The organism is Streptomyces sp. MST-110588, from assembly GCF_022695595.1.
Taxonomy (GTDB): Bacteria; Actinomycetota; Actinomycetes; order Streptomycetales; family Streptomycetaceae; genus Streptomyces.
The window spans coordinates 6382130-6403023 of sequence record NZ_CP074380.1 but is presented as its reverse complement, the minus strand read 5'-3'; the positions used below and the strand labels follow the sequence as shown (position 1 = coordinate 6403023).

Sequence of the window (20894 nt, the reverse complement as noted above, 5' to 3'; positions counted from 1 at the left end):
GGCGGGCGGGCGGGCGGGCGGGCGACTGCGGTGTACGGGCGAGCGGATTGCAGCGTACGGGCGTTGGGCTCGCGCCGTACGGTGCCTCTACAGCGCCCGCCGGTACACGATCAGCCGTGGCCGGGGCACGGCGGTCAGCAGGACGAGCCGCCCACAGACCTGATGAGATCGAGCATCTCGGCCCGGTAGAGAGCGGCCGGGTCGCGGGTCACAGCTCCCAAATGCCCGTGGATTTCAAGCGTCACCAGGCCGTGCATCCGCCCCCAGGCCCGCAGCGCGAGCGCGACCACGGCAGGCGACAGATCCGGCACCTCGGCCCGTACCTTGGCCAGGTACTCCTCGGGAAAGTCCGACCAGCCGAAACCGTCCGCCTCCGCCTCGTCCGCCTCCGCTCCGTCCGCCTCCGCCTCCGCCTCGCCCGCCTTTACGCTGTCCGCCTCCGCACCTGCTGCCGGGGCGTACGCGCCGGGGCCGGCCGTGGACGCGACCTCGGCCACCAGCCGGTTGAGCCCACCACAGATCCGGCGCGCGGCCCGTTCCGCCGGGCCGTCACCGGCGGGCGGCTGATAGCCGGGGACCGGATCACCGTAGACGAGCCGGAAGCCTTCGGGGTTGGCCAGGGCCCACTCCCGCAGGGCCAGCCCCCAGGCCAGCAGTCGGCGCCGCGGGTCGGTCACCGCAGCGGCGTCCCGGGCAGCCTCCAGAGTGTCGGCGAGCGACGAAGCGATGTCGTCGGCCAGGGCGGTGATCAACTCGTCGCGGGTGGCGAAGTAGCCGTAGATGGCCCGTGGGGTCATACCCATCTCACGGGCGATCCCCCGCAGCGAGATCGCCCCGGGACCGTCCGCCGCCATCTGCTCCAGCGCGATCGCGGTGATCTCCCGCGTCGCCTCGGCGCGCAGCCGCTCCCGCCGGCTCATCCCCTGCTGCGTCGTCACTGCCACGCTTGGCACTCTACAGTGCTGCGCTAGTATCCACCGACGCAAAAACTACACGCCGTGTCCTGACTACACACCGCTCGCCATCCGAGGAGAAGCTCCCATGCCTGCTTATGTGATCGTCGAAGCCGAGGTCCTGGACGAGAAGGCGGCCCACGCCTACCGGGCGCTCGCGGAACCGTCGATCCGCCTCTACGGCGGTCGCTACCTCATCCAGGGCTCCGTGCCGGAGGCGGCGGAGGGGGAATGGCCGCCGTCCCGGGTCGCGACCGTCGTGGAATTCCCGGACATGGACCGACTGCGGCAGTGGTACTCCAGCGCCGAGTACGGGAAGGCGAAGGCAGCCCGCCAGGGGGCGATGAACCTGCGGCTGCTCTTCGCCGAGGGAACAGAAGAAGCAGAAGAAATACCCGCATAACCAGAACAGGCGGGCCGCCGACCGAGGTTACCCCCTTCGACGCGGCGGCCTGCCATCACTCACCGCGTGAGCTAACCACCCGACTTGCCCTGCTTATCCTGCCTGTCCTGCTTCTCCTTCTGCTGCTTCTTCTCCTCGGCGTCCTCGATGACCGCCTCGGCGACCTGCTGCATGGACAGCCGGCGGTCCATGGAGGTCTTCTGGATCCAGCGGAAGGCAGCCGGCTCGGTCAGCCCGTACTGGGTCTGCAGGATGCTCTTGGCCCGGTCCACCAGCTTGCGGGTCTCCAGGCGCTGGGTGAGGTCGGCGACCTCCTTCTCCAGCGTCTTCAGCTCCGTGAACCGGCTCACCGCCATCTCGATGGCCGGCACCACGTCGCTCTTGGAGAACGGCTTGACGAGGTACGCCATGGCGCCCGCGTCCCGCGCCCGCTCCACCAGCTCGCGCTGCGAGAAGGCGGTGAGCATCAGAACGGGCGCGATGCTCTCCTGGGCGATCTGCTCGGCGGCCGAGATCCCGTCCAGGACCGGCATCTTGACGTCCAGGATCACCAGATCCGGACGGTGCTCACGCGCCAGCTCGACCGCCTTCTGACCGTCTCCGGCCTCACCGACGACGGTGTAGCCCTCCTCCTCCAGCATCTCTTTGAGATCGAGACGGATGAGGGCCTCGTCCTCGGCGATCACGACGCGCGTGGTCAGCGGCGGGACGTGCGACTGATCGTCTTCGGCGACGTGCTGCTCGGGCTCGGCGGCGCTCACGGGACTCCCTCGTTACAGGCAGGTGGTGCCCTTGCAGCCTACCTAGCGGCAGCGTTCAACACGCACACGGTATGCTGCTGGCAGCCCACCCCGGCCGGGTTGGTGGAATGGCATACACGGATGTCTCAAACACATCTGCCCGAAAGGGCTTGCGGGTTCGAATCCCGCACCCGGCACCGAAGCGGAAGCTCACGTTCTTGTGAACTTCCGCTTTTCTCGCTCTACGGGGCCGACTCATCACGCAGAGTTACCGCATGCGAATGCATGGCACCGAAGTGCGACAGAAGGCTCTCATCCTCCTCCGGTCCGGCTCCAGAAACACGGACGTCGCTCGCGCTCTGGACGTCCCACCGGGAACCATCGGCTACTGGCTGCACATGGACCGGGCGAAACGCGGGGCGTGTCCCGGCCGGGGCAGCCCGAACTGCCCTCGCTGCCACGGCGGTGAGCTCGACCAAGCCGCGTACTCCTACCTCTTGGCCCTCTACCTCGGCGACGGCCACATCATCCAGTACTCCCGGCACCGCGTCCCCAGCCTCATGATCACCTGCACCGAGACCTGGCCAGGGCTCATGGACGCCTGCGAAGCCGCGATGCGGGCGGTCTTCCCGGACAACTCCGTGTGCCGGCTCCGCAGGACGGGCTGCCGCAACGTGAAGATCTACTCCAAGCACCTGTGGTGCATGTTCCCCCAGCACGGCCCCGGCAAGAAGCATGAGCGGCTCATCGCCCTGGAACCCTGGCAGCAGAAGATCGTGGAGGCGTATCCGTGGGAATTCGTCCGCGGGCTCATCCACTCCGACGGCTGCCGGATCACGAACTGGACCGTCCGTACGGTGGGCGGTGTCCGGAAGCGGTACGAGTACCCGCGCTACATCTTCACCAACACCTCCACCGACATCCTCAAGCTCTACACGGACACCCTCGACAAGCTGGGCGTCGAGTGGAAGAACACCCGGCAGTCCCGGGACGCGAAGTCGATCTCGGTGGCCAGGAGGGCTTCTGTGGCGCTCATGGACGTACACATCGGGCCGAAGTACTGACCACCGTGATGTAGCGCCGGTCCTGCGGATCAGCCGCGCCGGGCGTCGCCGATGTGGTGGACGCGGACGAGGTTGGTGGAGCCGGCGACGCCGGGCGGGGAGCCGGCGGTGATGATGACGAGGTCGCCCTCGCGGCAGCGGCCGATGCGCAGCAGTTCCTCGTCGACCTGGGCCACCATCTCGTCCGTGGAGTCGACCATCGGCCCGAGGAAGGTCTCCACGCCCCAGGTCAGGTTGAGCTGGGAGCGGGTGGCCGGGTCGGGGGTGAAGGCGAGCAGGGGGATGGGCGAGCGGTAGCGGGAGAGGCGGCGGACGGTGTCGCCGGACCGGGTGAAGGCGACCAGGAACTTGGCGCCGAGGAAGTCGCCCATCTCGGCGGCGGCGCGGGCCACCGCGCCGGCCTGGGTGCGGGGCTTGTTGACTTCGGTGAGCGGGGAGAGTCCTTTGGCGAGGATGTCTTCTTCGGCGGCCTCGACGATGCGGCTCATCGTGCGGACCGTCTCGGCGGGGTATTTGCCGACGCTGGTCTCGCCGGAGAGCATGACCGCGTCGGTGCCGTCGATGACGGCGTTGGCGACGTCGGAGGCTTCGGCGCGGGTGGGCCGGGAGCTTTCGATCATCGAGTCGAGCATTTGTGTGGCGACGATGACCGGTTTGGCATTGCGCTTGGCGAGTTTGATCGCGCGCTTCTGCACCATCGGGACCGTTTCCAGGGGCATTTCGACGCCGAGGTCGCCGCGCGCGACCATGATGCCGTCGAACGCGGCCACGATGTCGTCGATGTTGTCGACGGCCTGCGGCTTCTCGACCTTGGCGATGACGGGCAGCGTACAGCCCTCCTCGCGCATGATCCGGTGGACGTCGGCCGCGTCCCGGCCGCTGCGGACGAAGGACAGCGCGATGATGTCGGCGCCGGTGCGCAGCGCCCAGCGCAGGTCGTCCCGGTCCTTTTCGGACAGTGCCGGTACGGAGACGGCGACGCCGGGGAGGTTGAGGCCCTTGTGGTCGGAGACCATGCCGCCCTCGACGACCTTGGTGTGCACCCTGGGGCCGTCGACGGCGGTGACTTCGAGGGTGACCTTGCCGTCGTCCACCAGGATGCGCTCGCCGGTGGTGACGTCGTCGGCGAGCCCCTCATAGGTGGTGCCGCACAGGTGGCGGTCGCCTTCCGCGCCGGGTTCGACGGTGATGGTGAAGGTGTCGTCGCGTTCGAGGAGTACGGGGCCTTCGCGGAACCGGCCGAGTCGGATCTTCGGGCCTTGAAGGTCGGCGAGGACGCCGACGCTGCGGCCGGTTTCCTCCGATGCCTTGCGGACCCGCTGGTACCGCGCCTCGTGGTCGGCGTAGGTGCCGTGGCTGAGGTTGAAGCGGGCGATGTCCATTCCGGCTTCGAGGAGTGCCTTGATCTGCTCGTACGAGTCGGTGGCGGGGCCCAGAGTGCAGACGATCTTTGCTCGGCGCATGTCTTCGAGCCTATGACTTACCCACTGGTAGGGAACTGTGGGGAAGTGACTGCCCAACGGCCGTTGCGTGAAAGGCTCTTGACAACCAATTGAATGCGCGGACGGCCGCTCCTATGAGCAGAAATATTTCTTCACGCTTCCGCCTCCTCTCCCTTCTCCCTTCCCCCTTCTCTTCCTTCCTCCCGCGCCGCGGATTCACGGCATGGGAGGGATTCACCGTGGCGTACGGGTTCACAGCGCGGGAGGCGTCATGGTGAAGCGCGCGACGACCTGTGCGACGACTTCCTGGCGTTCGGGTTCGAGGTCCAGGAGGACGGGGCCGGTCTCGGCGGCATCCTGGAAGGCGTACCCGGCCCGGGAGCGCCCCGCGCCGAACTCGGCCTTGTACATGGCGCCCTCGGCTCCGAGGTCGGAGAGTTCGACCAGGGAGTCCAGGCGTGCGCCGAGGGCTTCGGCGTATTCGCGGGCGCGCTGCACCGCTTCCCGTACGGCCTGCTGACGGGCGGCCCGGTGGACGGGCGAGTCGGGGCGCAGCGACCACCAGGGGCCGTCGACGCGGGTGAGGTCGAGGTCGGCGAGGCGGGTGGTGAGTTCGCCCAGAGCTGCGAAGTCGGTGAAGGTGACGGTGAGGTGGATGCGTCCGTGGTAGGCGCGTACGCGCTCGTGGCGGCCTCGTTCGGTGAGTTCTGGGGTGAGGGTGAAGGCGCCGGTCTCCAGCTTCTCCAGGGCTTCGCCGTGGGCCTTGACCAGGGTGAGGATCTGGTCGTTGCGGCGGGTGAGGTCGTGCAGGGCGGCTTTGCGGTCCGTGCCGCGGGCGCTGACGGTGATGCCGATCCGGGCCAGTTCGGGGTCGGCTTCGATGCGCGCCTCGCCGCGGACGGCGAGGCGGGGGTGTCGGGCGTGCCGTAAGGGACGGCGCCGGTGGCGGTGGCAGGGGAGGAAGCGGTACCGGGGAGCTGGTTCTCGGGCATCGGGCGGCTCCTGGACGGTTCGGGGCGCGGGCGGTGACCGTACGCGGAGGCAGCCTGGCACGCGGGGCGCGGGCTTGTCAGCGGGTGCGCCGGCTGTCCGGGGGTGGTTTCGGCGCGGGGCCCGGGAACGTACCGGTGGCGGTATCGGTAGCGGCTCCAGCACGTTGGCCAGGCGGTTTTCCCCGCTTCGACAGCAAGAGGTCATCTGATCGCAACCTGCCGGGGCTGTCGCGCGGGGGACGGCTGCGCCAGAATCTACGCGCGTTGTGACGCGTGTTGTGCTGTCCTTGTGAGGGAGATGTAATGCCGCTCGACCGTAGGAAGTTCCTGGGAGGCTCCATGGCCACGGGTGCCGGTATGGCGCTCGTCGGCGCGGGGGCGGGCGCCGCCGAGGCGCACGACGGGGGCGGACGCCCGGGGGGCCACGGACACGGTCACCACCACCGGGGCAGGCGCTACACCTTCACCGTGATGGGCACCACGGACCTGCACGGCAATGTCTTCAACTGGGACTACGCGACCGACGCGGAATTCGACGACAAGGACCACAACGACGTCGGGCTGGCGAAGATATCGACCCTGGTTTCCCGGATCCGTGAGGAAAAGGGCCGGCGGAACACCCTGCTGATCGACGCGGGCGACACGATCCAGGGCACTCAGTTGGCGTACTACTACGCCAAGGTGGACCCGATCACGAAAGCGGGCGGCCCGGTCCATCCGATGGCGCAGGCGATGAACGCGATCGGCTATGACGCGGCGGCGCTGGGGAACCACGAGTTCAACTACGGAATTCCGGTTCTGCGGAAGTTCGAGCGGCAGTGCCGTTTCCCGCTGCTGGGCGCGAACGCGGTGGACGCCAGGACCCTGCGGCCGGCCTTCGCCCCGTACGTCATCAAGCGGCTGTGTACGCCGCACGGGCGGGAGGTGAAGGTGGCGGTACTGGGACTGACGAATCCGGGTATCGCGATCTGGGACAAGGCCCATGTGCAGGGCAAGCTCGCTTTCCCGGGGCTGGAGGAGCAGGCCGCGAAGTGGGTGCCCCGGCTGCGGTCGATGGGCGCGGATGTGGTGGTCGTCGCCGCGCATTCGGGGGCGAGCGGCACCTCGTCGTACGGGGACCAGTTGCCGTACGTGGAGAACGCGGCGGCTCTGGTGGCGGAGCGGGTTGCGGGAATCGACGCGATTCTGGTCGGGCACGCGCATGTGGAGATTCCCGAGCGCCGGGTGAAGAATGCGCAGACGGGCCGGGAGGTCGTCCTGTCGGAGCCGCTGAAGTGGGGGCAGCGGCTGACGCTGTTCGACTTCGCGCTGGTGTGGGGCAAGGGCCGGTGGCAGGTGGAGTCGGTCTCCTCCCGGGTGCTGAATTCCGCTTCGGCCGCGGAGGACCCGAAGATCACCGGGCTGCTGCGTGATGAGCACAAGAAGGTCGTGGCCTACGTCAATCAGGTCATCGGTACCTCGAAGTCGGCGATGACGGCGGCCGAGGCGCCGTACAAGGACACGCCCATCCTGGATTTCATCGCGTATGTGCAGGCGGAGGTGGTGCGCAAGGCACTGGCCGGCACGGAGCACGCGGCGCTGCCGGTGCTGTCGCAGGCGTCGTGTTTCTCGCGTACGGCGGCGGTGCCGGCCGGCGCGGTGACCATTCGCTCGATGGCCGCGCTGTATCCGTTCGACAACACGCTGGAGGCCCGGATCATCACCGGCGCTCAGCTCAAGGACTATCTGGAGTACTCGGCGCGGTATTACGCGCGTACGGCGCCCGGGCAGCCGGTCGATCCGGCGAAGCTGACGAATGCGGAGGGCGTACCGGATTACAACTACGACGCGGTGAGCGGGGTGTCGTACGAGATCGATATCGCCCGGCCGGTGGGGCAGCGCATTTCCCGGCTGACGTTCGGCGGCAAGCCGGTGGCGGACGACGCGCGTTTCGTCCTGGCGGTGAACAACTACCGGGCGAGCGGCGGCGGCAATTTCCCGCATGTCCCGGCGGCGCGCCAGGTGTGGTCGACGTCCGAGGAGATCCGCAATCTCATCATCGGCTGGGTGAAGGAGACGGGTGAGATCGACGGGGCGCGTTTCGCGGAGACGACCTGGAAGCTGACCCGGGAGGGCACCCCGGTGTTCTGACCCGCTCAAGGGCCCGCCCACCCGAAGGGGTTTGTGCAAAGAGGACTGTGGATGCGGCCCGCCCGCCGTGGTCCGGCCGCTCTCACCTGTGCGGCCGGGCCGGGGGCGGGCCGCGGTCATGCCTGGATGCGGGTGATGTGGGTGGTGCCGGCGGGGTGCTGTGCGGCGGGCCGGCCGCTCGGACCGGCCGGGATCGGGCGCAGTCCGAAGGTGGTGAAGGCGGTGCGGGTGGGCAGGGAGTAGGCGGTGGTGCCGAGGAGGGAGTTGAGGATGACGGCGCTGCGCCAGGCGGCGAGTCCCAGGTCGGGCGAGCCGACGCCGTGGGTGTGGCGTTCGGCGTTCTGGACGTAGACGGAGCCGGTGACGCTGGGGTCCAGCACCAGGCGGTGGTCCTCCTCGACGCGGGGGCGTTCGCAGGAGTCGCGGCGCATGTAGGGGTCCAGGGCTGCGGTCAGGGTGTCCAGGCTGCGTTCCCGGTAGCCGGTGGCCAGGACGACGGCGTCGGTGATCATCCGGCTGCGGGCGGCCTGGTGGGGGTGCTCGATGTGCAGTTCGACCTTGGTGGTGCCGACCCGGCCCGCGGTGCGGACGATGACGCCGGGGGTCAGTACGGCGTCGGGCCAGCCGCCGTCCAGGGTGCGGCGGTAGAGCTCGTCGTGGATGGCGGCGATGGTCCCCTGGTCGACGCCTTTGTAGAGCTGCCACTGCCCGGGGAGGAGCTCGTTGCGTACGGATTCGGGGAGGCTGTGGAAGTAGTGGGTGTAGTCGGGGGTGAAGTGCTCCAGGCCGAGCTTTGAGTACTCCATGGGCGCGATCGCCTTGGTACGGGTGAGCCAGTGGATCCGCTCCCGGCCGGCCGGGCGGGAGCGCAGCAGGTCGAGGAAGACCTCCGCGCCGGACTGCCCGGAGCCGACGACGGTGACGTGCTCGGCGGCCAGCAGGCGTTCGCGGTGCTGGAGGTAGTCGGCGGAGTGGATGACCGGGACGGCGGGCGCGGCGGCCAGGGGCCGTAGCGGCTCGGGGACGTAAGGGGTGGTGCCCACGCCCAGGACCAGGTTGCGGGCGTAGGCGCGCCCCAGGGCTTCGGCTTCGCCGTCGCGGTCGAGCTGGGTGAAGTCGACCTCGAAGACCGTGCGCTCGGGGTTCCAGCGTACGGAGTCGACCTGGTGGCCGAAGTGCAGGCCGGCGAGGTTCTCGCTGACCCAGCGGCAGTACGCGTCGTACTCGGCGCGGTGGATGTGGAAGCGTTCGGCGAAGTAGAAGGGGAAGAGCCGCTCGCGGTGCTTGAGGTAGTTCAGGAAGGTCCAGGGGCTGGCGGGGTCGGCGAGGGTCACCAGGTCGGCGAGGAAGGGCACTTGGAGGGTGGTGCCCTCGATGAGGAGACCGGGGTGCCAGTGGAAGGCGGCGCGCTGCTCGTAGAAGGCGGTCCGCAGTTGGGTGAGGGGCTGGGCGAGGGCGGCCAGGGAGAGGTTGAAGGGGCCGATGCCGATGCCCGCCAGGTCCAGCGGCTCGTCGGGGGCGGGGGCGGAGGCGGGCGCCGCGGCCGGAGCGGTCCGGGGGGCGGGCATGTGGAGTTTGACCGCGTCGGAGCGGGTGGTGTTCTTGGGCTGGGGGATGCCGTGGGGCTGGGGAGTGCCGTGGGGCTGGGGAGTGCCGTGGGGCTGGGGGGTGGCGCTGCTCATCGAGGGAGGTTGCCTTCCACGAGTTTCAGAAGCGATCGGAGGTCACCGGGCTGGGTGTACGGGTTGAGGAGGGTGGCTTTGAGCCACAGGCCGGTGGGGGTGGCGGCGCGCCCCAGGACGGCATGGCCGCCGTACAGGAGACGCCGGCGGACGGCGGCGACGGTGGAGTCGCCGACGCCGTTTGATCGGTTGGGGCGGAAGAGGACGGTGCTGATCGTGGGGCGGGAGTGCAGTTCGTAGGAGGGATGCGCCTCGATGAGGTCGGCGAGGGTGTGGGCGGCGGCTATGGTGCGGTCCATGAGGTCGGCGAGACCGCGGCGGCCGAGGGCCTTGAGGGTGACGGCGACCTTGAGGATGTCGGGGCGCCGGCTCGTACGCAGTGAGCGGCCCAGCAGGTCGGGGAGGCCGGCCTCGGTGTCGTCGTCGGCGTTGAGGTAATCCGCGCGGTGGCTCAGCGCCGCCAGTGCGGCGCCGTCGGGTCTGCCGTCGGGAACCGCCAGCAGTCCTGCGGCGACCGGCTGCCAGCCGAGTTTGTGCAGGTCCAGGCCGACGGTGTGGGCCCGCTCCAGCCCGCGTAGTTTGCCTCTGTGCCGGTCGCTGAAAAGCAATGGCCCCCCGTAGGCGGCGTCGACGTGGAAGCGGGCGCCGTGTTCCTCGGCGACGTCGGCGAGGGCCTGCAGCGGGTCGATGACGCCGCGGTCGGTGGTGCCGGCGGTGGCCACGACCAGACGGAGCCGAGGGGGCCCACTGTCGCCGGCGCGGCCGGCGAGGGCGGCGTGGAGGGCACGGGGGTCCAGGACGCCGTCCGGGGTGGGCAGGGTGACCGGCTCCGGCAGGCCGAGGAGCCAGGCGGCGCGGTGGATGCTGTGGTGGGCGTTGGCGCCGCAGACGATCTGGAGGGGGGCGGCGTCGTGACGCGGCGGTGCTGTCGCGGTGCGCGGTGCTGTCGCGGTGCGCGGTGCTGTCGCGGCGCTCCCGGGGGTGGTGGACGCGGGCGTGCTCGCGGGCCAGGAGGAGGGCGAGCTGGTTGGACTCGGTGCCGCCGGTGGTGACCAGCGCGTCGGCGTCGGGCCGTTGCGGGTAGATCTGCGCGGCGAGTTCACGGGTGGTGAGGGCTTCGAGCGCCGAGGCGGCAGGGGCCTGGTCCCAGGAGTCCATCGAGGGATTGAGGGCACCGGCCGCCAGGTCCGCGGCGGTGGCCAGGGCCAGGGGCGGGCAGTGCAGGTGGGCGGCGCAGTGGGGGTCCGCGGGGTCGGCGGCGCCGGCGGCGAGGGCGGTGACCAGCGTACGCAGTGCCGCGTGTGGTCCGGTGCCGGTCTCTTGCAGTACGGGCGCGCAGGCCGCCCGTACCGCTTCGGTCACGGCGCCGGGGCCGCCGGCCGGCAGAGGCCGTCCGCCCCGGTGCGCGGCGCCGGCGGTGAGCGCGTCCAGCACGGTGTCAACCAGTGGCCGCAGCGCACGCGCCCCCTGCACGCCGCCGGCGAGGGCGGGGGCGCCCTCGCCGCTGGGGTCGGTGGGGGGCGCAGGCATGGGTGTGCCCTTCTTGTACGGACGTCGGGACGATGGGCCGCCCTGAAGCTACTGGCGGTGAGCGCGCGATATCCAATGGGTGACGGATAGACCACCCGTACGTGGTACGTTTTCCGCTCGTTTCCGTCCGTGACGGTGCGGCGGTTTTCGCCTGTGGCGGTGGTGGCGCTTGTGGGCGGCGGTTCGTTGTGGGTGGTTGCTGTGTGTGGCGCGATGCCTGCGGCGCTTCCTTGTCGGTCATGTGCGGGTTGTTTGGTCTTGGGCCCGGTGCGGTCGGTGGGTGGGGTGGGGCGCGGTCGCACCGGGGCCACTCCTCGGGCCGTGTGCGTGTCGGGTACGCCGTGAAAGGAAGCGTGCGTCTTGCACACGGCCCTGCGGGGAGTCCCCGATACGCCCACGCCCGGCCGTCCCCGAGCCGCCGGCCAGTCCTTTCCAACCGGCCCCAAGACCCGGCCCATACGGCCGCTGTTGCGTGCCCCCTCCGGGGCACGACCTCCCCGTACGCCCGCCCTGTGCTTTTTGCCACCAGGAGCCGCCCCGGGTACCGACCCGCACGGCGGGTCACCTACCAACCCTCCCCCAAGGGGTGGGCGCGCTACGGACGGGAGGGGGCGGGCCGGAGGGGGTGTATGCCAAAGCTTTGCTTCCAAAGGCTTATGTAAGAGCAAAGGCGGAGCGCAGCGGAGCGTAAAGCGAAGCAGTTTTGGCATGCACCCCCGCAGGCCCGACCCCGCCACCCACCACCCAGCAAGCGCAAAGCGCCCACCCCACCAAACCCTCCCGCCGAAGGCGAAACCCGCACCCCGCACCGGGGGAAGGGGGGAAGACCGCCGCCGGGGTAACCCCACGGCGAACGGTCACCCCGAATCGGCTGCCCGCAAGGGACCAACCGCTCGGCGAAGGTCCGCGAGTTGATCCATCAGCTTGCGGCGGAGGGCGGGAATCGGTTGCGCCTCGCGAAGGCACGCCTCGGCGAGGTGGATGGTCGACGGCTCCACGAAGGGGGCCGGAAAGGCGTAACGACCCACCGCTTCGGCGAGGGCGGGGCCGCGGCGGGCGGCGAGGGCGACCGCGGCGGGGAAGTAGCGGGCGACGTAGGGGCGCAGGAGGTCGAGTTGTTCGGGGGCCCAGAAGCCGGTGGCGGTGGCGGTGAAGAGGTAGTTGGACAGGGCGGCGCGGTCGTCGGTGGTGAACATGGCGTCCCAGGCGGCGGCCTTCGCGGCGGGGTCGGGCAGGGCCGCGCGGCAGCGGGCGGCGCCTTCCTGGCCGGTGGCGCTGGGGTCGCGGGCGAGTTCCGCGTCGATCGCTTGGGGGGTGGTGGCGCCCAGGACGGCCAGGCGGCCGAGGATGCGCCAGCGGAGTTCGGGGTCCAGGAGGGGGCCGCCGGGGACGCTGCCGCCGTCGAGCCAGTCCTGGATGCCTTCGGGGGTGGTGGCGCTGTCGATGAAGCTGCGTACGGCGGTCAGGCGCAGGCCGTGGCCGTCGCCGTTTTCGGAGCCTTCGGTGCGGCGCAGGATGTCGCGGCAGATGGCGGTGATGGTGGCCAGGGCGGCGGGGCGGTCGGTGGTGGGGAGGTAGCGGTCGGCGATCTGGGTGCGGGCGAAGGTCAGTACGCCGGAGACGATGGCGGTGTCGGTCTCGTGGGGGAGGTGGGTGCGGGCGGCGTCCAGGTAGGCGGTGCCGGGGAGTTCGCCGTCGCGGACCATGTCGCGGGCGGCGTTCCATACGACGGCGCGGTTGAGGGGGGTGGGGAGGCCGGAGAGGGAGTTCTGGACGGTTTCCCAGGATGTGGGGTCCAGGCGGACCTTGGCGTAGGTGAGGTCGCCGTCGTTGAGGAGGACGAGGTCGGGGCGGCGGCCGGGGGTGGTGGGGTCGTTGTGGCCGGGGAGGTCCCAGGGGAGGCTGTCGCGGGGGACGAGACGGCCGGGGGTGGTGGGGTCGTGGTCGTAGAGGCCGACGGTGAGGTGGTGGGGGCGGGTGCCGTCCTGGTCGATGTGCAGGGTCCAGGCGCCGTCGTGGGTGGTGGTGACGGTGGGGGTGAGGGTGTCGACTCCGGTGGTGCGCAGCCAGGTCTGGGCCCAGGCGTGGACGTCGCGGTCGGTGGCGCGGGCGAGGGAGTCGATGAAGTCGGCGAGGGTGGCGTTGCCGAAGCGGTGGCGGGCGAAGTGGTTGTTGATGCCGGCCAGGAAGTCCTTTTCGCCCATCCAGGCGACGAGTTGGCGTAGTGCGGAGGCGCCCTTGGCGTAGGAGATGCCGTCGAAGTTGAGCATCGCGGAGGCGGTGTCGGGGACGTCTTGGGGGGCGGGGGCGACGGGGTGGGTGGAGGGGCGCTGGTCGGCGTCGTAGCCCCAGCCCTTGGTGGCGACGGCGAATTCGGTCCAGGTGTCGGTGAAGCGGGTGGATTCGGCCAGGACCTGGTAGCCCATGTATTCGGCGAAGGATTCGTTGAGCCAGATGTCGTCCCACCACTGGAGGGTGACGAGGTCGCCGAACCACATGTGGGCCATCTCGTGGGCGATGACCATGCCGCGGTTCTGGCGTTCGGTGTCGGTGACGGCGGAGCGGTAGACGAATTCGTCGCGGAAGGTGACCAGGCCGGGGTTTTCCATGGCGCCGGCGTTGAATTCGGGGACGAATGCCTGGTCGTAGGAGTCGAAGGGGTAGGGCTCGTCGAAGATCTCGTGGTAGCGGTCGTAGCAGCGCCGGGTGATGTCGAGGATTTCTTCGGCGTCGGCGTCCAGGTGGGGGGCCAGGGAGCGGCGGCAGTGGATGCCGAAGGGCAGGCCGGCGTGTTCGGTGCGTACGGAGTGCCAGGGGCCGGCGGCGACGGCGACGAGGTAGGTGCTGATGCGGGGGGTGGCGGCGAGCTGCCAGTGGCCTTCGCCGGTGCGGGTGGCGATGCCGTTGCCGAGGACGGTCCATTGGGGCGGGGCGGTGACGGTCAGCTCGAAGACGGCTTTGAGGTCGGGCTGGTCGAAGGCGGCGAAGACGCGCTGGACGTCTTCCATGAAGAGCTGGGTGTAGGTGTAGGTCTCGCCGTCGGCGGGGTCGGTGAAGCGGTGCATGCCTTCGCCGGTGCGGGAGTAGCGCATGGTGGCTTCGATGCGCAGTTCGTGGGTGCCTTCGGTGAGGCCGGTGAGGGGGAGGTGGTTCTCGTCGAGGGAGGCGGGATCCAGGGGCCGGCCGTCGAGGGTGGCGGAGTGGAGTGCGGCGGGCCGGATCTCGACGAAGGTGTCGCCTGCGGCGCGGGCCCGGAAGTGGATGACGGTGCTGGAGGCGAACTGCTCGTCGCCGTGGGTGAGATCGAGGTGGATCTCGTAACGCTGGACGTCGATGAGTCGGGCTCGGGTCTGCGCCTCGTCGCGCTGCAGTGCGGGCATGGGTTCATGCTGCCGTATGGCACTGACAGTGCGCACGCGAGAATGGCGCGGTCCTGGTCCCGGTGCCGGCCGTGGCCGGTCGGCCTGTTAGCGTCCCTGGCGTGAGCAGGACAGACACCTCCCCCGCGGCCACCCGTCGCAAGCTGCCCGGGTCGCCCGTCAAGAAGCCGAGCTGGGATGCCTGGACCGCCGGGAAGTCGGTGGGCGTGGTCCTGCTGTTGCTGCCGGTTCTGGCCGTGGTGGGCACCGCGGCGCAGGTCCTCGAACTGCTCTATTACCTGGTGTTGTGCCTGTTTTACGTGGTCGGCAGCCCGTACTGGGCCACGCGCGCCCTGTGGCGTGCCCTGCGTCCGGTCCGTACCCCGCTGCACGCCGAGCGGCGGGCCGAGGCGCGCAAGGCGATACGGGAGACGTTCCGGGGCTGCGGCTGTGTGCTGGTGGGCCTGGCTGTTCTGGCGGCGGTCCTGGTGGGGTTCGTTCTGCTGATCAATCACGTGAACCCGTGATGCCGGTGAGCTGTGCGGGCGTACGTATGCTGCGGCCATCACGTTGAGGTGAGGGCCCAGGAACGGGACGCGAGGGCGGGCACATGCGGATCGGGGAATTGTCGGAGCGGACGGGAACGTCGCGGCGGCTGCTGCGGTATTACGAGGAGCAGGGGCTGATCGTCGTGGGCCGCTGCGCGAACGGCTACCGCGTGTACGACGAGTCCCTGGTGGACCGGGTCCTGCAGATCAGGGGCCTGCTCGACGCCGGGCTGCCGACCAGGATCATCAAGCAGATCCTGCCGTGTCTCGATGAGCCGCGGTCGATCCATTTCCCCGACGCGACACCGGAGATGCTGGCCACGCTGGAGCGGGAGCACGACCGTATCGCCGCGCGCGTCGAGAGCCTGATCCGCGACAGGGACGCGATCGCCGCCTACTTGGACGCGGTGCGTGACGGTGGGCGGCGGGATTCCGCGGGTGCGCCGGTGGCCTCGGAGGCCGCCTGACGCACGGCTGGTTCACGGGATGCGGCGTACCTCGAAGGAGTCCAGGACGCATTCCGCCTTGCCGTCGTCGCCGGTCTTGCGCAGGCCCACCCATGCCTCGCCGGTCGCCGGGGCCGTGAAGACGTACGTGTGGGTGGTCGGCGTGGTGGCGACGGGCAGCGGCGTACGGGTCAGTTCGCGCGGCAGCGGCTCGTCGACGGCCGTGATCCAGGCGTACTGGCCGGCCTTCTCGTTCTCGTACCGGAAGGTGACCCGGTAGCGGTGTCCGGCGGTGAAGCGGACGGTGTGCGGCACGGTCCGGTAAACCAGGCCCCGGTTCTCGCCGCGTGACTTCAGTGACTGGCCGCCGCCGGGCCCGCGCGGCTCGTCGATCACGTCGTCGACGGCCTTGCCGTTCCAGCCGCGCTGGGTGAAGGGGGCGTGTTTCTGGGCGATGTGGGTCCTCGGATCGGTGACGCCGCCCGCGTCGCCCTTGACGAAGACGCCCCATCCCTGGGGGACGTGTTCGAAGTCCTCCAGGACGAGCGCGTCGCCGGGGTCGGTACGGGGGGCCGCGACGACCCGTACGTTGTCGAAGCGGACCCGGGCCCGGCCCGCGGCGGCTTTGAGGGTGAGGGTGATGGGGCCGCCGCCTTCCGGGACGGTGAAGTGGGTGAACATCCGCTGGAAACGGGTGCCGTGTTTGCGGTCGGCGGCGACGTGGTTGACCGCGGTGGAGGTATCGGTCCAGTTGGCGGCGGTGATGCCGTCGTGCGTACGGACCTCCAGCGATGCCCGGCGCCGCTCCTCCGCGCTCCTGCCGACCTCCACCTGGACCGAGGCCGCGTACGGGCCGGGGGCCAGGCGGGTCAGGCGCTGGGTGACGGCGGTCGCGCCGCCCGCGCCGATCACCAGTTCGTAGTCACCCAGCGCGTTGCGTTCGACCTGGGCGGCCGTTTCCGGTCGTGCGGGGGCGAAGGGGTGGTCATCCGTGTCCGCAGCGGTTCCCGTGGCGCCGACCTGCCAGGCGGCCAGGGTCCCGGAGTGGAAGCCGGGGTCGGCCAGGGGTGTGCCCTCGCCCCAGCCCGGATCGCCCTGGGCGGGAGCCGGGTGCCGGTGGAGCACGTACGGCCGGCCCGCCTCGGCCGTGACGGTGATCTTGCCGCCGCGGACCGGCAGCCGTCGCTCCCCGGCCCGTCCCTGGTCGGTGAGCCGGTAGGCGTACACGGCTCTGGTCCCGGCCCAGCCGCGGGGCAGGGTCCATGTGGTGGTGCCGCCGCCGGGGTTGTAGTGGTAGAGCTTGTCCGGGTCGGTGGCGCGGCGCGGCTCCCAGGGCAGCAGGTACGTTCCGTCGTCGTAGACCAGGCGTCCGTCGGTGGTGATGCGGCGGGTGCCGTCCGCGTCCGAGACGACGGTCCGCGTCGGCCCCTCGAAGGTGATCTCGTGCTCGTTCCAGGTCCGGATCGGGTACGCCTGGAGGTATTTGGCGGGCAGCGCGTCGTTCCAGACGATCGCATAGAACGCGTTCCAGTCGGTTTTGCCGACCCAGCCCTCGAAGTTTCCCATCCGGGCCGCGCCCAGCAGCGTGGGCCATTTGTTCGCGAAGACGTCCTTTTGATGGTTGCGTACGAAGCGGATCAGCCGGGAATTGATGCCGCGCGACCCGTCCCCGCCGTAGTCCGTCTCGTTCGCCCAGTGCGCCCACAGGGCGGAGCGCTCCAGTCCGTGGCCCCATTCGGTGGTGATCTGCCAGCCCATGTCACGCAGATGGCGCTGGAGGCGGTCGGAATTCCAGCCGGATTCGCGGAAGACGTCGATGTAGAGCATGTTCAGCGCGGGATCGGTCTCCTCGCGCAGTTGCCAAAAGCGCCGGACGATGTCGCCGGAGACCAGGTCACGGCGGGGGTCGATGCGGTAGGACTGGTCCAGCCAGTCCCACTGCTCGTCGTTCTTGTCGACCAGCGTCTCGGAGAAGGCGTGGGCGACGGGATAGGACTCGGTGGTGTTGACGTGTACGGCGAAGTCGCTGTTCCATTTCTTTCCGGCGCGCAGCAGGGTGTTCAGGTCGGCCAGTCCGCCGGCCCGCTCGTTGTAATGGCCGCCGTAATCGGGATGCGCGGAATCGTGCCCCTCGGATTGATACCCCTTCAGCAGGGTGAACTGCCGCAGCCCGTCCGTCGCCAGCGCGATCCGCTTGACATCGTCCAGTGTGGCGAGGAACGGATTGGTGGCCTGGCTGGCGAAATTGAACGGGATGTGGGCGACGACCCGCAGGTGCTGCTCGTCGGCGCCCGGCGGATCGACCATGATGTCGCGCAGCGCGATCGCCGCGTCCTGCCAGTCGGCCGTCCCGTCACCGTTGCGGTCCCCGGTGATGATCACCGTCGCGTACGGCAGCGGCTCGGTGGCGTCCACCGGCGCGGTGGCCGCGCGGTGCGTCCACTGCCCGGGGGCCAGTTGCGCGACGACGTGGCTCCCGTGTCCGAGCGTACGCCGCCACAGCCGCCCGTTCTCCCAGGCCGTGCCGGGTGCGGGCCGGTCCTGGACGGTGTTGGTCTCGATGGCGCCCGCCAGTTCGCCGGTGGCGACCACGGCGTACGCGCACCCGATGGGCGCGGCGTCCACAGGGGTGTCCGCGGTGACCTCGATCAGGGTGTCACCGTTCCTGGACTTGTCGAGGTCGATCCGGGCGGCCAGCAGGGTGGCGGCGGGCTGGTCGCTGCGTACGCCCAGCAGGGCGAGCCCGGGAATCTGCAGGGTGCCCACGCGCAGCGCGGGGGTGTCGGTGATCCGGGTGACCCGCCAGTCCACGCGCCATCCGGTGACCGCGATCTCCACGCCGATCTCGGTACCGCCGTCGAAGGCGAGGGTGTAGGAGATCCGGGCCGCTCGCGGGTCGGTCTGGGAGGTGACCTTCGGGGTGTGGGCGGTCCCGTCGATGAGGACCTCGGTGACCGTCTGGTGGCAGCCGTGGAGGAGCGCGCCGCTGCCCCGGCCGGTGTAGGAGATGACGCTCGGGAAGGCGGCCTCGACGCGGACCGCCAGTTCGGCCGAGGTCAGGGTGACCGTGCCGCCGTGGGGAGTGCCGTCGTGCCCGCCGTGCGCCATGGCCCGGGTGGTCGCGGTTCGGGCCGTCGCGGCCCGGGCGGTGGTGGCTCCGGCGCCGTACGCGAGTGCCTGGGCCGGGCCGGCGAGCGCGGTGGCGGCGAGCAGCGTGCGGCGGCTGGGGCCGCGCCGGGTGTCCGTCGGTTCGTTCACGCGCGCCGTCTCCTTCGCGCCCGGTCCCCGGGCGACGGGGGCAGGCGCTGTTCAGTGAGCTTCGCGGGGATCACGGCCTCGGGGCATCGGGCCCGCCGCGGTCGCGGGAGGGCAGCGGCCCGGTGCCGGGGTCGGGGCCCGGCGCCGGGCCGTGCTGGTGGTGCGGTTGGTGCGCATAGTGTGCGTGGTGCGTATGGCTGCTTCAGTGATGTTTCTGCTGGGGGTACGGGCCGGGCCGTACGCGGCGTGCGCCGCCCGGCCCGGCCACTTGGCCCCTCAGCCCCTCGAGTCCCTCAGCCCCCGAGGCGGGAGGCAGCGGCCTTGATGTCCGCCGCGAACGTGCTCACCTCGGTGTAGACGCCGGGCTTCCCGGGGCGGGCGCAGCCCTCGCCCCAGCTCACGATGCCGACCTGGATCCACTGACCGCCGTCGTCCTTGCGGAACATCGGGCCGCCGGAGTCGCCCTGGCAGGTGTCGACGCCGCCGGTGCTCATCTTGCCGGCGCAGATCTCCTCGCCGGGGGTCAGATCGTCGCCGTACGCCCGCAGGCAGGTGGCGTCGTCGACGAAGGGCACCTTGGCCTTGAGCAGGTAGCGCTGCTGGCTGCCGCCTTCCCTGGCGGCGCCCCAGCCCGCGATGTCGAAGGTGCCGTTGTTGTACTGGGCGCTCTGGGCGATCTTCAGCGTCGGCAGTTTGACGGGCTTGGCGAGCTTGATCAGCGCCCAGTCCTTGCCCTTGCCGTTGTAGCCGGGGGCCTGGAGGACCTCGGTCGACCTGACCTTGACCGCCTTGGGGTTCTGGAGGTCCACGACTCCGGCGGTGGCGGTTATGGAGGTGTTGGGGCCGCTGCCGTCGACGCAGTGGGCGGCGGTCAGCACGATGGTGCTGCTGTAGAGAGCTCCGCCGCAGCCCATGGACAGGCGGACCATGAAGGGGAATTCGCCCTGGGCGGCCCGGGTGCCGCCGACGACCGAGGGGCCGGGGCTGCTGCTGGTTCCTGGTTCGGCGGCCGGTGCCGCGCCGGCTGACAGGGGCTGGAGGCTCAGGGCCGCCAGAGTGACGGCGCCGACCGCCGTGGCTCTCTTCAGGTGCTTGAGGTAGCTCTTCAACGGGCTTCCTTTCGCGGGGGGTTTCGCTTGGAGATGACGGGCTCATGCCAAGCGCGTATCCCGGAGGCACCCCTCGGTGGAAGGCCGTCGGCAGACGGCAGCACGCCGCGAGGCGTCCGGACCCACTGGGTAGGAGCCCGCAAAGCGCCCTTGGATTATGTGAGGGGCGGATCAGCGTGACAAGGGTGTACGTACGGCCAACTTCCGTAATTCCACGGCTCGGTGCGCCCCGTACCGGATGATCCCGCCCGCCCGTACAGTGGTCGGGTGACAGCGGGCGGGCCGGGCGGACCCGGCAGTGAGATCGTGCACGGATTCCCTCACCTGGAGACCGTGCGCTCGGCCGTCACCGCCCTGTTCAAGCGGCTGTCCTACGACACGGTGGCCACCTTCCCCGCCAGCGTGCTGCCCGCCGAGGTCGCCTTCGGCGACGAGGAGGACCTGCATCTGGGCGTGCAGCGGGTGGCCCGCGCGATGGTCCGGCACCTGCGGCTGCCGGACGCCCGTATGATCGTCGCCTTCCGCGACATGCGGCACGCGGCCAACGTCGAACTCGCCGCCGGACCCGAGTACTTCATCGAGCTCAACGCGCGCTTCAAGAACCACCGCAAGGACATCGGCGCCGCCCTCGCCCATGAGGTCATGCACGTCTACCTGCACCGCCTGGAGCTGTCCTTCCCCGGCACCCGCGACAACGAGATCCTCACCGACACCGCCACCACCTATCTGGGTGCGGGCTGGCTGCTCCTTGACGCCTACCGGGAGAACGGCCCGTTCTCCCAGAAGCTCGGCTACCTCACACCGGAGGAGTTCGGCTACGTCCTGGCCAAGCGGGCGCTGTTCTTCGGCGAGGACCCCGCGCCGTGGTTCACCAGCCCGCAGGCGTACGATGCCTACCGGGCGGGCCTGGCCCGGGCCCGCCGGGACGAGCAGCAGCCGCCGCTGGCCGCCGCGGGCTGGGCCGGCCGCCGCCGCTACGCCAGGGACCGGCGGGCGGCGCTCAGCCCCCGCCGCGATCCGCTCGCCGCCCCCGCCACGCCGGACGACGGCTACGCCTTCGAGGGCCGCGCGCCGCTGCGGGTGTCCTTCCCATGCCCGACCTGCCACCAGCGCATCCGCGTGCCGGTACGCGGCCGGCTGCGGGCCCGCTGCGGCCTGTGCCGCACCGTATTGGACTGTGACACCTGACGGCGCCGCGCGAGAGGCGTTCCGGTGCGCATCTAACGCATCGAGGTGTG

The 20894-nt window shown here is 70.5% G+C and carries 13 protein-coding genes, 1 tRNA gene and 2 pseudogenes; 7 read left to right on the top strand and 9 right to left on the bottom strand.

Going from position 1 to position 20894, the window contains the following annotated elements; all coding sequences use genetic code 11:
• Positions 1–134: 134 nt before the first annotated feature.
• Positions 135–944: a TetR/AcrR family transcriptional regulator gene (locus tag KGS77_RS28090; protein ID WP_347404538.1), complete on the bottom strand. Its 810-nt coding sequence runs from the start codon at positions 942–944 to the stop codon at positions 135–137.
• 97 nt (positions 945–1041) lie between these two features.
• Between KGS77_RS28090 and KGS77_RS28085 the strand changes: the two genes are divergently transcribed.
• Positions 1042–1356, top strand: coding sequence for a DUF1330 domain-containing protein (locus KGS77_RS28085; RefSeq protein ID WP_242585948.1), 315 nt, complete (start codon positions 1042–1044; stop codon positions 1354–1356).
• Positions 1357–1427: 71 nt separating this feature from the next.
• Here the strand turns inward: KGS77_RS28085 and KGS77_RS28080 are convergent, their stop codons facing one another.
• Positions 1428–2117, bottom strand: a complete 690-nt coding sequence (locus KGS77_RS28080; RefSeq protein ID WP_242585947.1) for a response regulator — start codon at positions 2115–2117, stop codon at positions 1428–1430.
• Between the two features lie 93 nt (positions 2118–2210).
• Between KGS77_RS28080 and KGS77_RS28075 the strand changes: the two genes are divergently transcribed.
• Both KGS77_RS28075 and KGS77_RS28070 read left to right on the top strand, forming a co-directional pair.
• A tRNA-Leu gene (locus tag KGS77_RS28075) sits at positions 2211–2293 on the top strand.
• A gap of 78 nt (positions 2294–2371) precedes the next feature.
• Positions 2372–3160 carry a helix-turn-helix domain-containing protein gene (locus KGS77_RS28070; RefSeq protein WP_242585946.1) on the top strand — a complete coding sequence of 263 codons (789 nt, stop codon included), beginning with the start codon at positions 2372–2374 and terminating at the stop codon, positions 3158–3160.
• Between the two features lie 29 nt (positions 3161–3189).
• On the opposite strand, the gene pyk is transcribed toward KGS77_RS28070, so the two are convergent.
• Positions 3190–4623: a pyruvate kinase gene (pyk, locus tag KGS77_RS28065; protein ID WP_242585945.1), complete on the bottom strand. Its 1434-nt coding sequence runs from the start codon at positions 4621–4623 to the stop codon at positions 3190–3192.
• Between the two features lie 231 nt (positions 4624–4854).
• A pseudogene (locus KGS77_RS28060) lies at positions 4855–5594 on the bottom strand (SIMPL domain-containing protein).
• Between the two features lie 303 nt (positions 5595–5897).
• Between KGS77_RS28060 and KGS77_RS28055 the strand changes: the two are divergent.
• Positions 5898–7724, top strand: a complete 1827-nt coding sequence (locus KGS77_RS28055; protein ID WP_242585944.1) for a 5'-nucleotidase C-terminal domain-containing protein — start codon at positions 5898–5900, stop codon at positions 7722–7724.
• Positions 7725–7840: 116 nt separating this feature from the next.
• Here the strand turns inward: KGS77_RS28055 and KGS77_RS28050 are convergent, their stop codons facing one another.
• The 3 genes and pseudogenes from KGS77_RS28050 to pepN form a co-directional block, all read right to left on the bottom strand.
• The gene (locus tag KGS77_RS28050; RefSeq protein WP_242587734.1) at positions 7841–9292 is read right to left on the bottom strand and encodes a SidA/IucD/PvdA family monooxygenase; all 1452 of its coding nucleotides are present in this window, start codon (positions 9290–9292) and stop codon (positions 7841–7843) included.
• Positions 9293–9402: 110 nt separating this feature from the next.
• Positions 9403–10936: pseudogene (locus KGS77_RS28045) on the bottom strand (pyridoxal-dependent decarboxylase).
• A gap of 857 nt (positions 10937–11793) precedes the next feature.
• Positions 11794–14316, bottom strand: coding sequence for an aminopeptidase N (pepN, locus tag KGS77_RS28040; RefSeq protein ID WP_242585943.1), 2523 nt, complete (start codon positions 14314–14316; stop codon positions 11794–11796).
• Between the two features lie 101 nt (positions 14317–14417).
• On the opposite strand from pepN, the gene KGS77_RS28035 reads away from it, so the two are divergent.
• Positions 14418–14822, top strand: a complete 405-nt coding sequence (locus tag KGS77_RS28035; RefSeq protein ID WP_242585942.1) for a hypothetical protein — start codon at positions 14418–14420, stop codon at positions 14820–14822.
• An 83-nt stretch (positions 14823–14905) separates the two neighbouring features.
• Positions 14906–15310 carry a MerR family transcriptional regulator gene (locus KGS77_RS28030; RefSeq protein ID WP_242585941.1) on the top strand — a complete coding sequence of 135 codons (405 nt, stop codon included), beginning with the start codon at positions 14906–14908 and terminating at the stop codon, positions 15308–15310.
• Between the two features lie 12 nt (positions 15311–15322).
• On the opposite strand, the gene KGS77_RS28025 is transcribed toward KGS77_RS28030, so the two are convergent.
• Positions 15323–18397, bottom strand: coding sequence for an endo-alpha-N-acetylgalactosaminidase family protein (locus KGS77_RS28025; protein WP_242587733.1), 3075 nt, complete (start codon positions 18395–18397; stop codon positions 15323–15325).
• A 443-nt stretch (positions 18398–18840) separates the two neighbouring features.
• Positions 18841–19656, bottom strand: a complete 816-nt coding sequence (locus KGS77_RS28020; protein ID WP_242585940.1) for a serine protease — start codon at positions 19654–19656, stop codon at positions 18841–18843.
• Between the two features lie 267 nt (positions 19657–19923).
• Here KGS77_RS28020 and KGS77_RS28015 point away from each other — a divergent pair, with 267 nt between their 5' ends.
• On the top strand, positions 19924–20844 hold the full coding sequence (locus KGS77_RS28015; protein WP_242585939.1) for a hypothetical protein: 921 nt from the start codon (positions 19924–19926) through the stop codon (positions 20842–20844).
• The last annotated feature ends 50 nt before the right edge of the window (positions 20845–20894 follow it).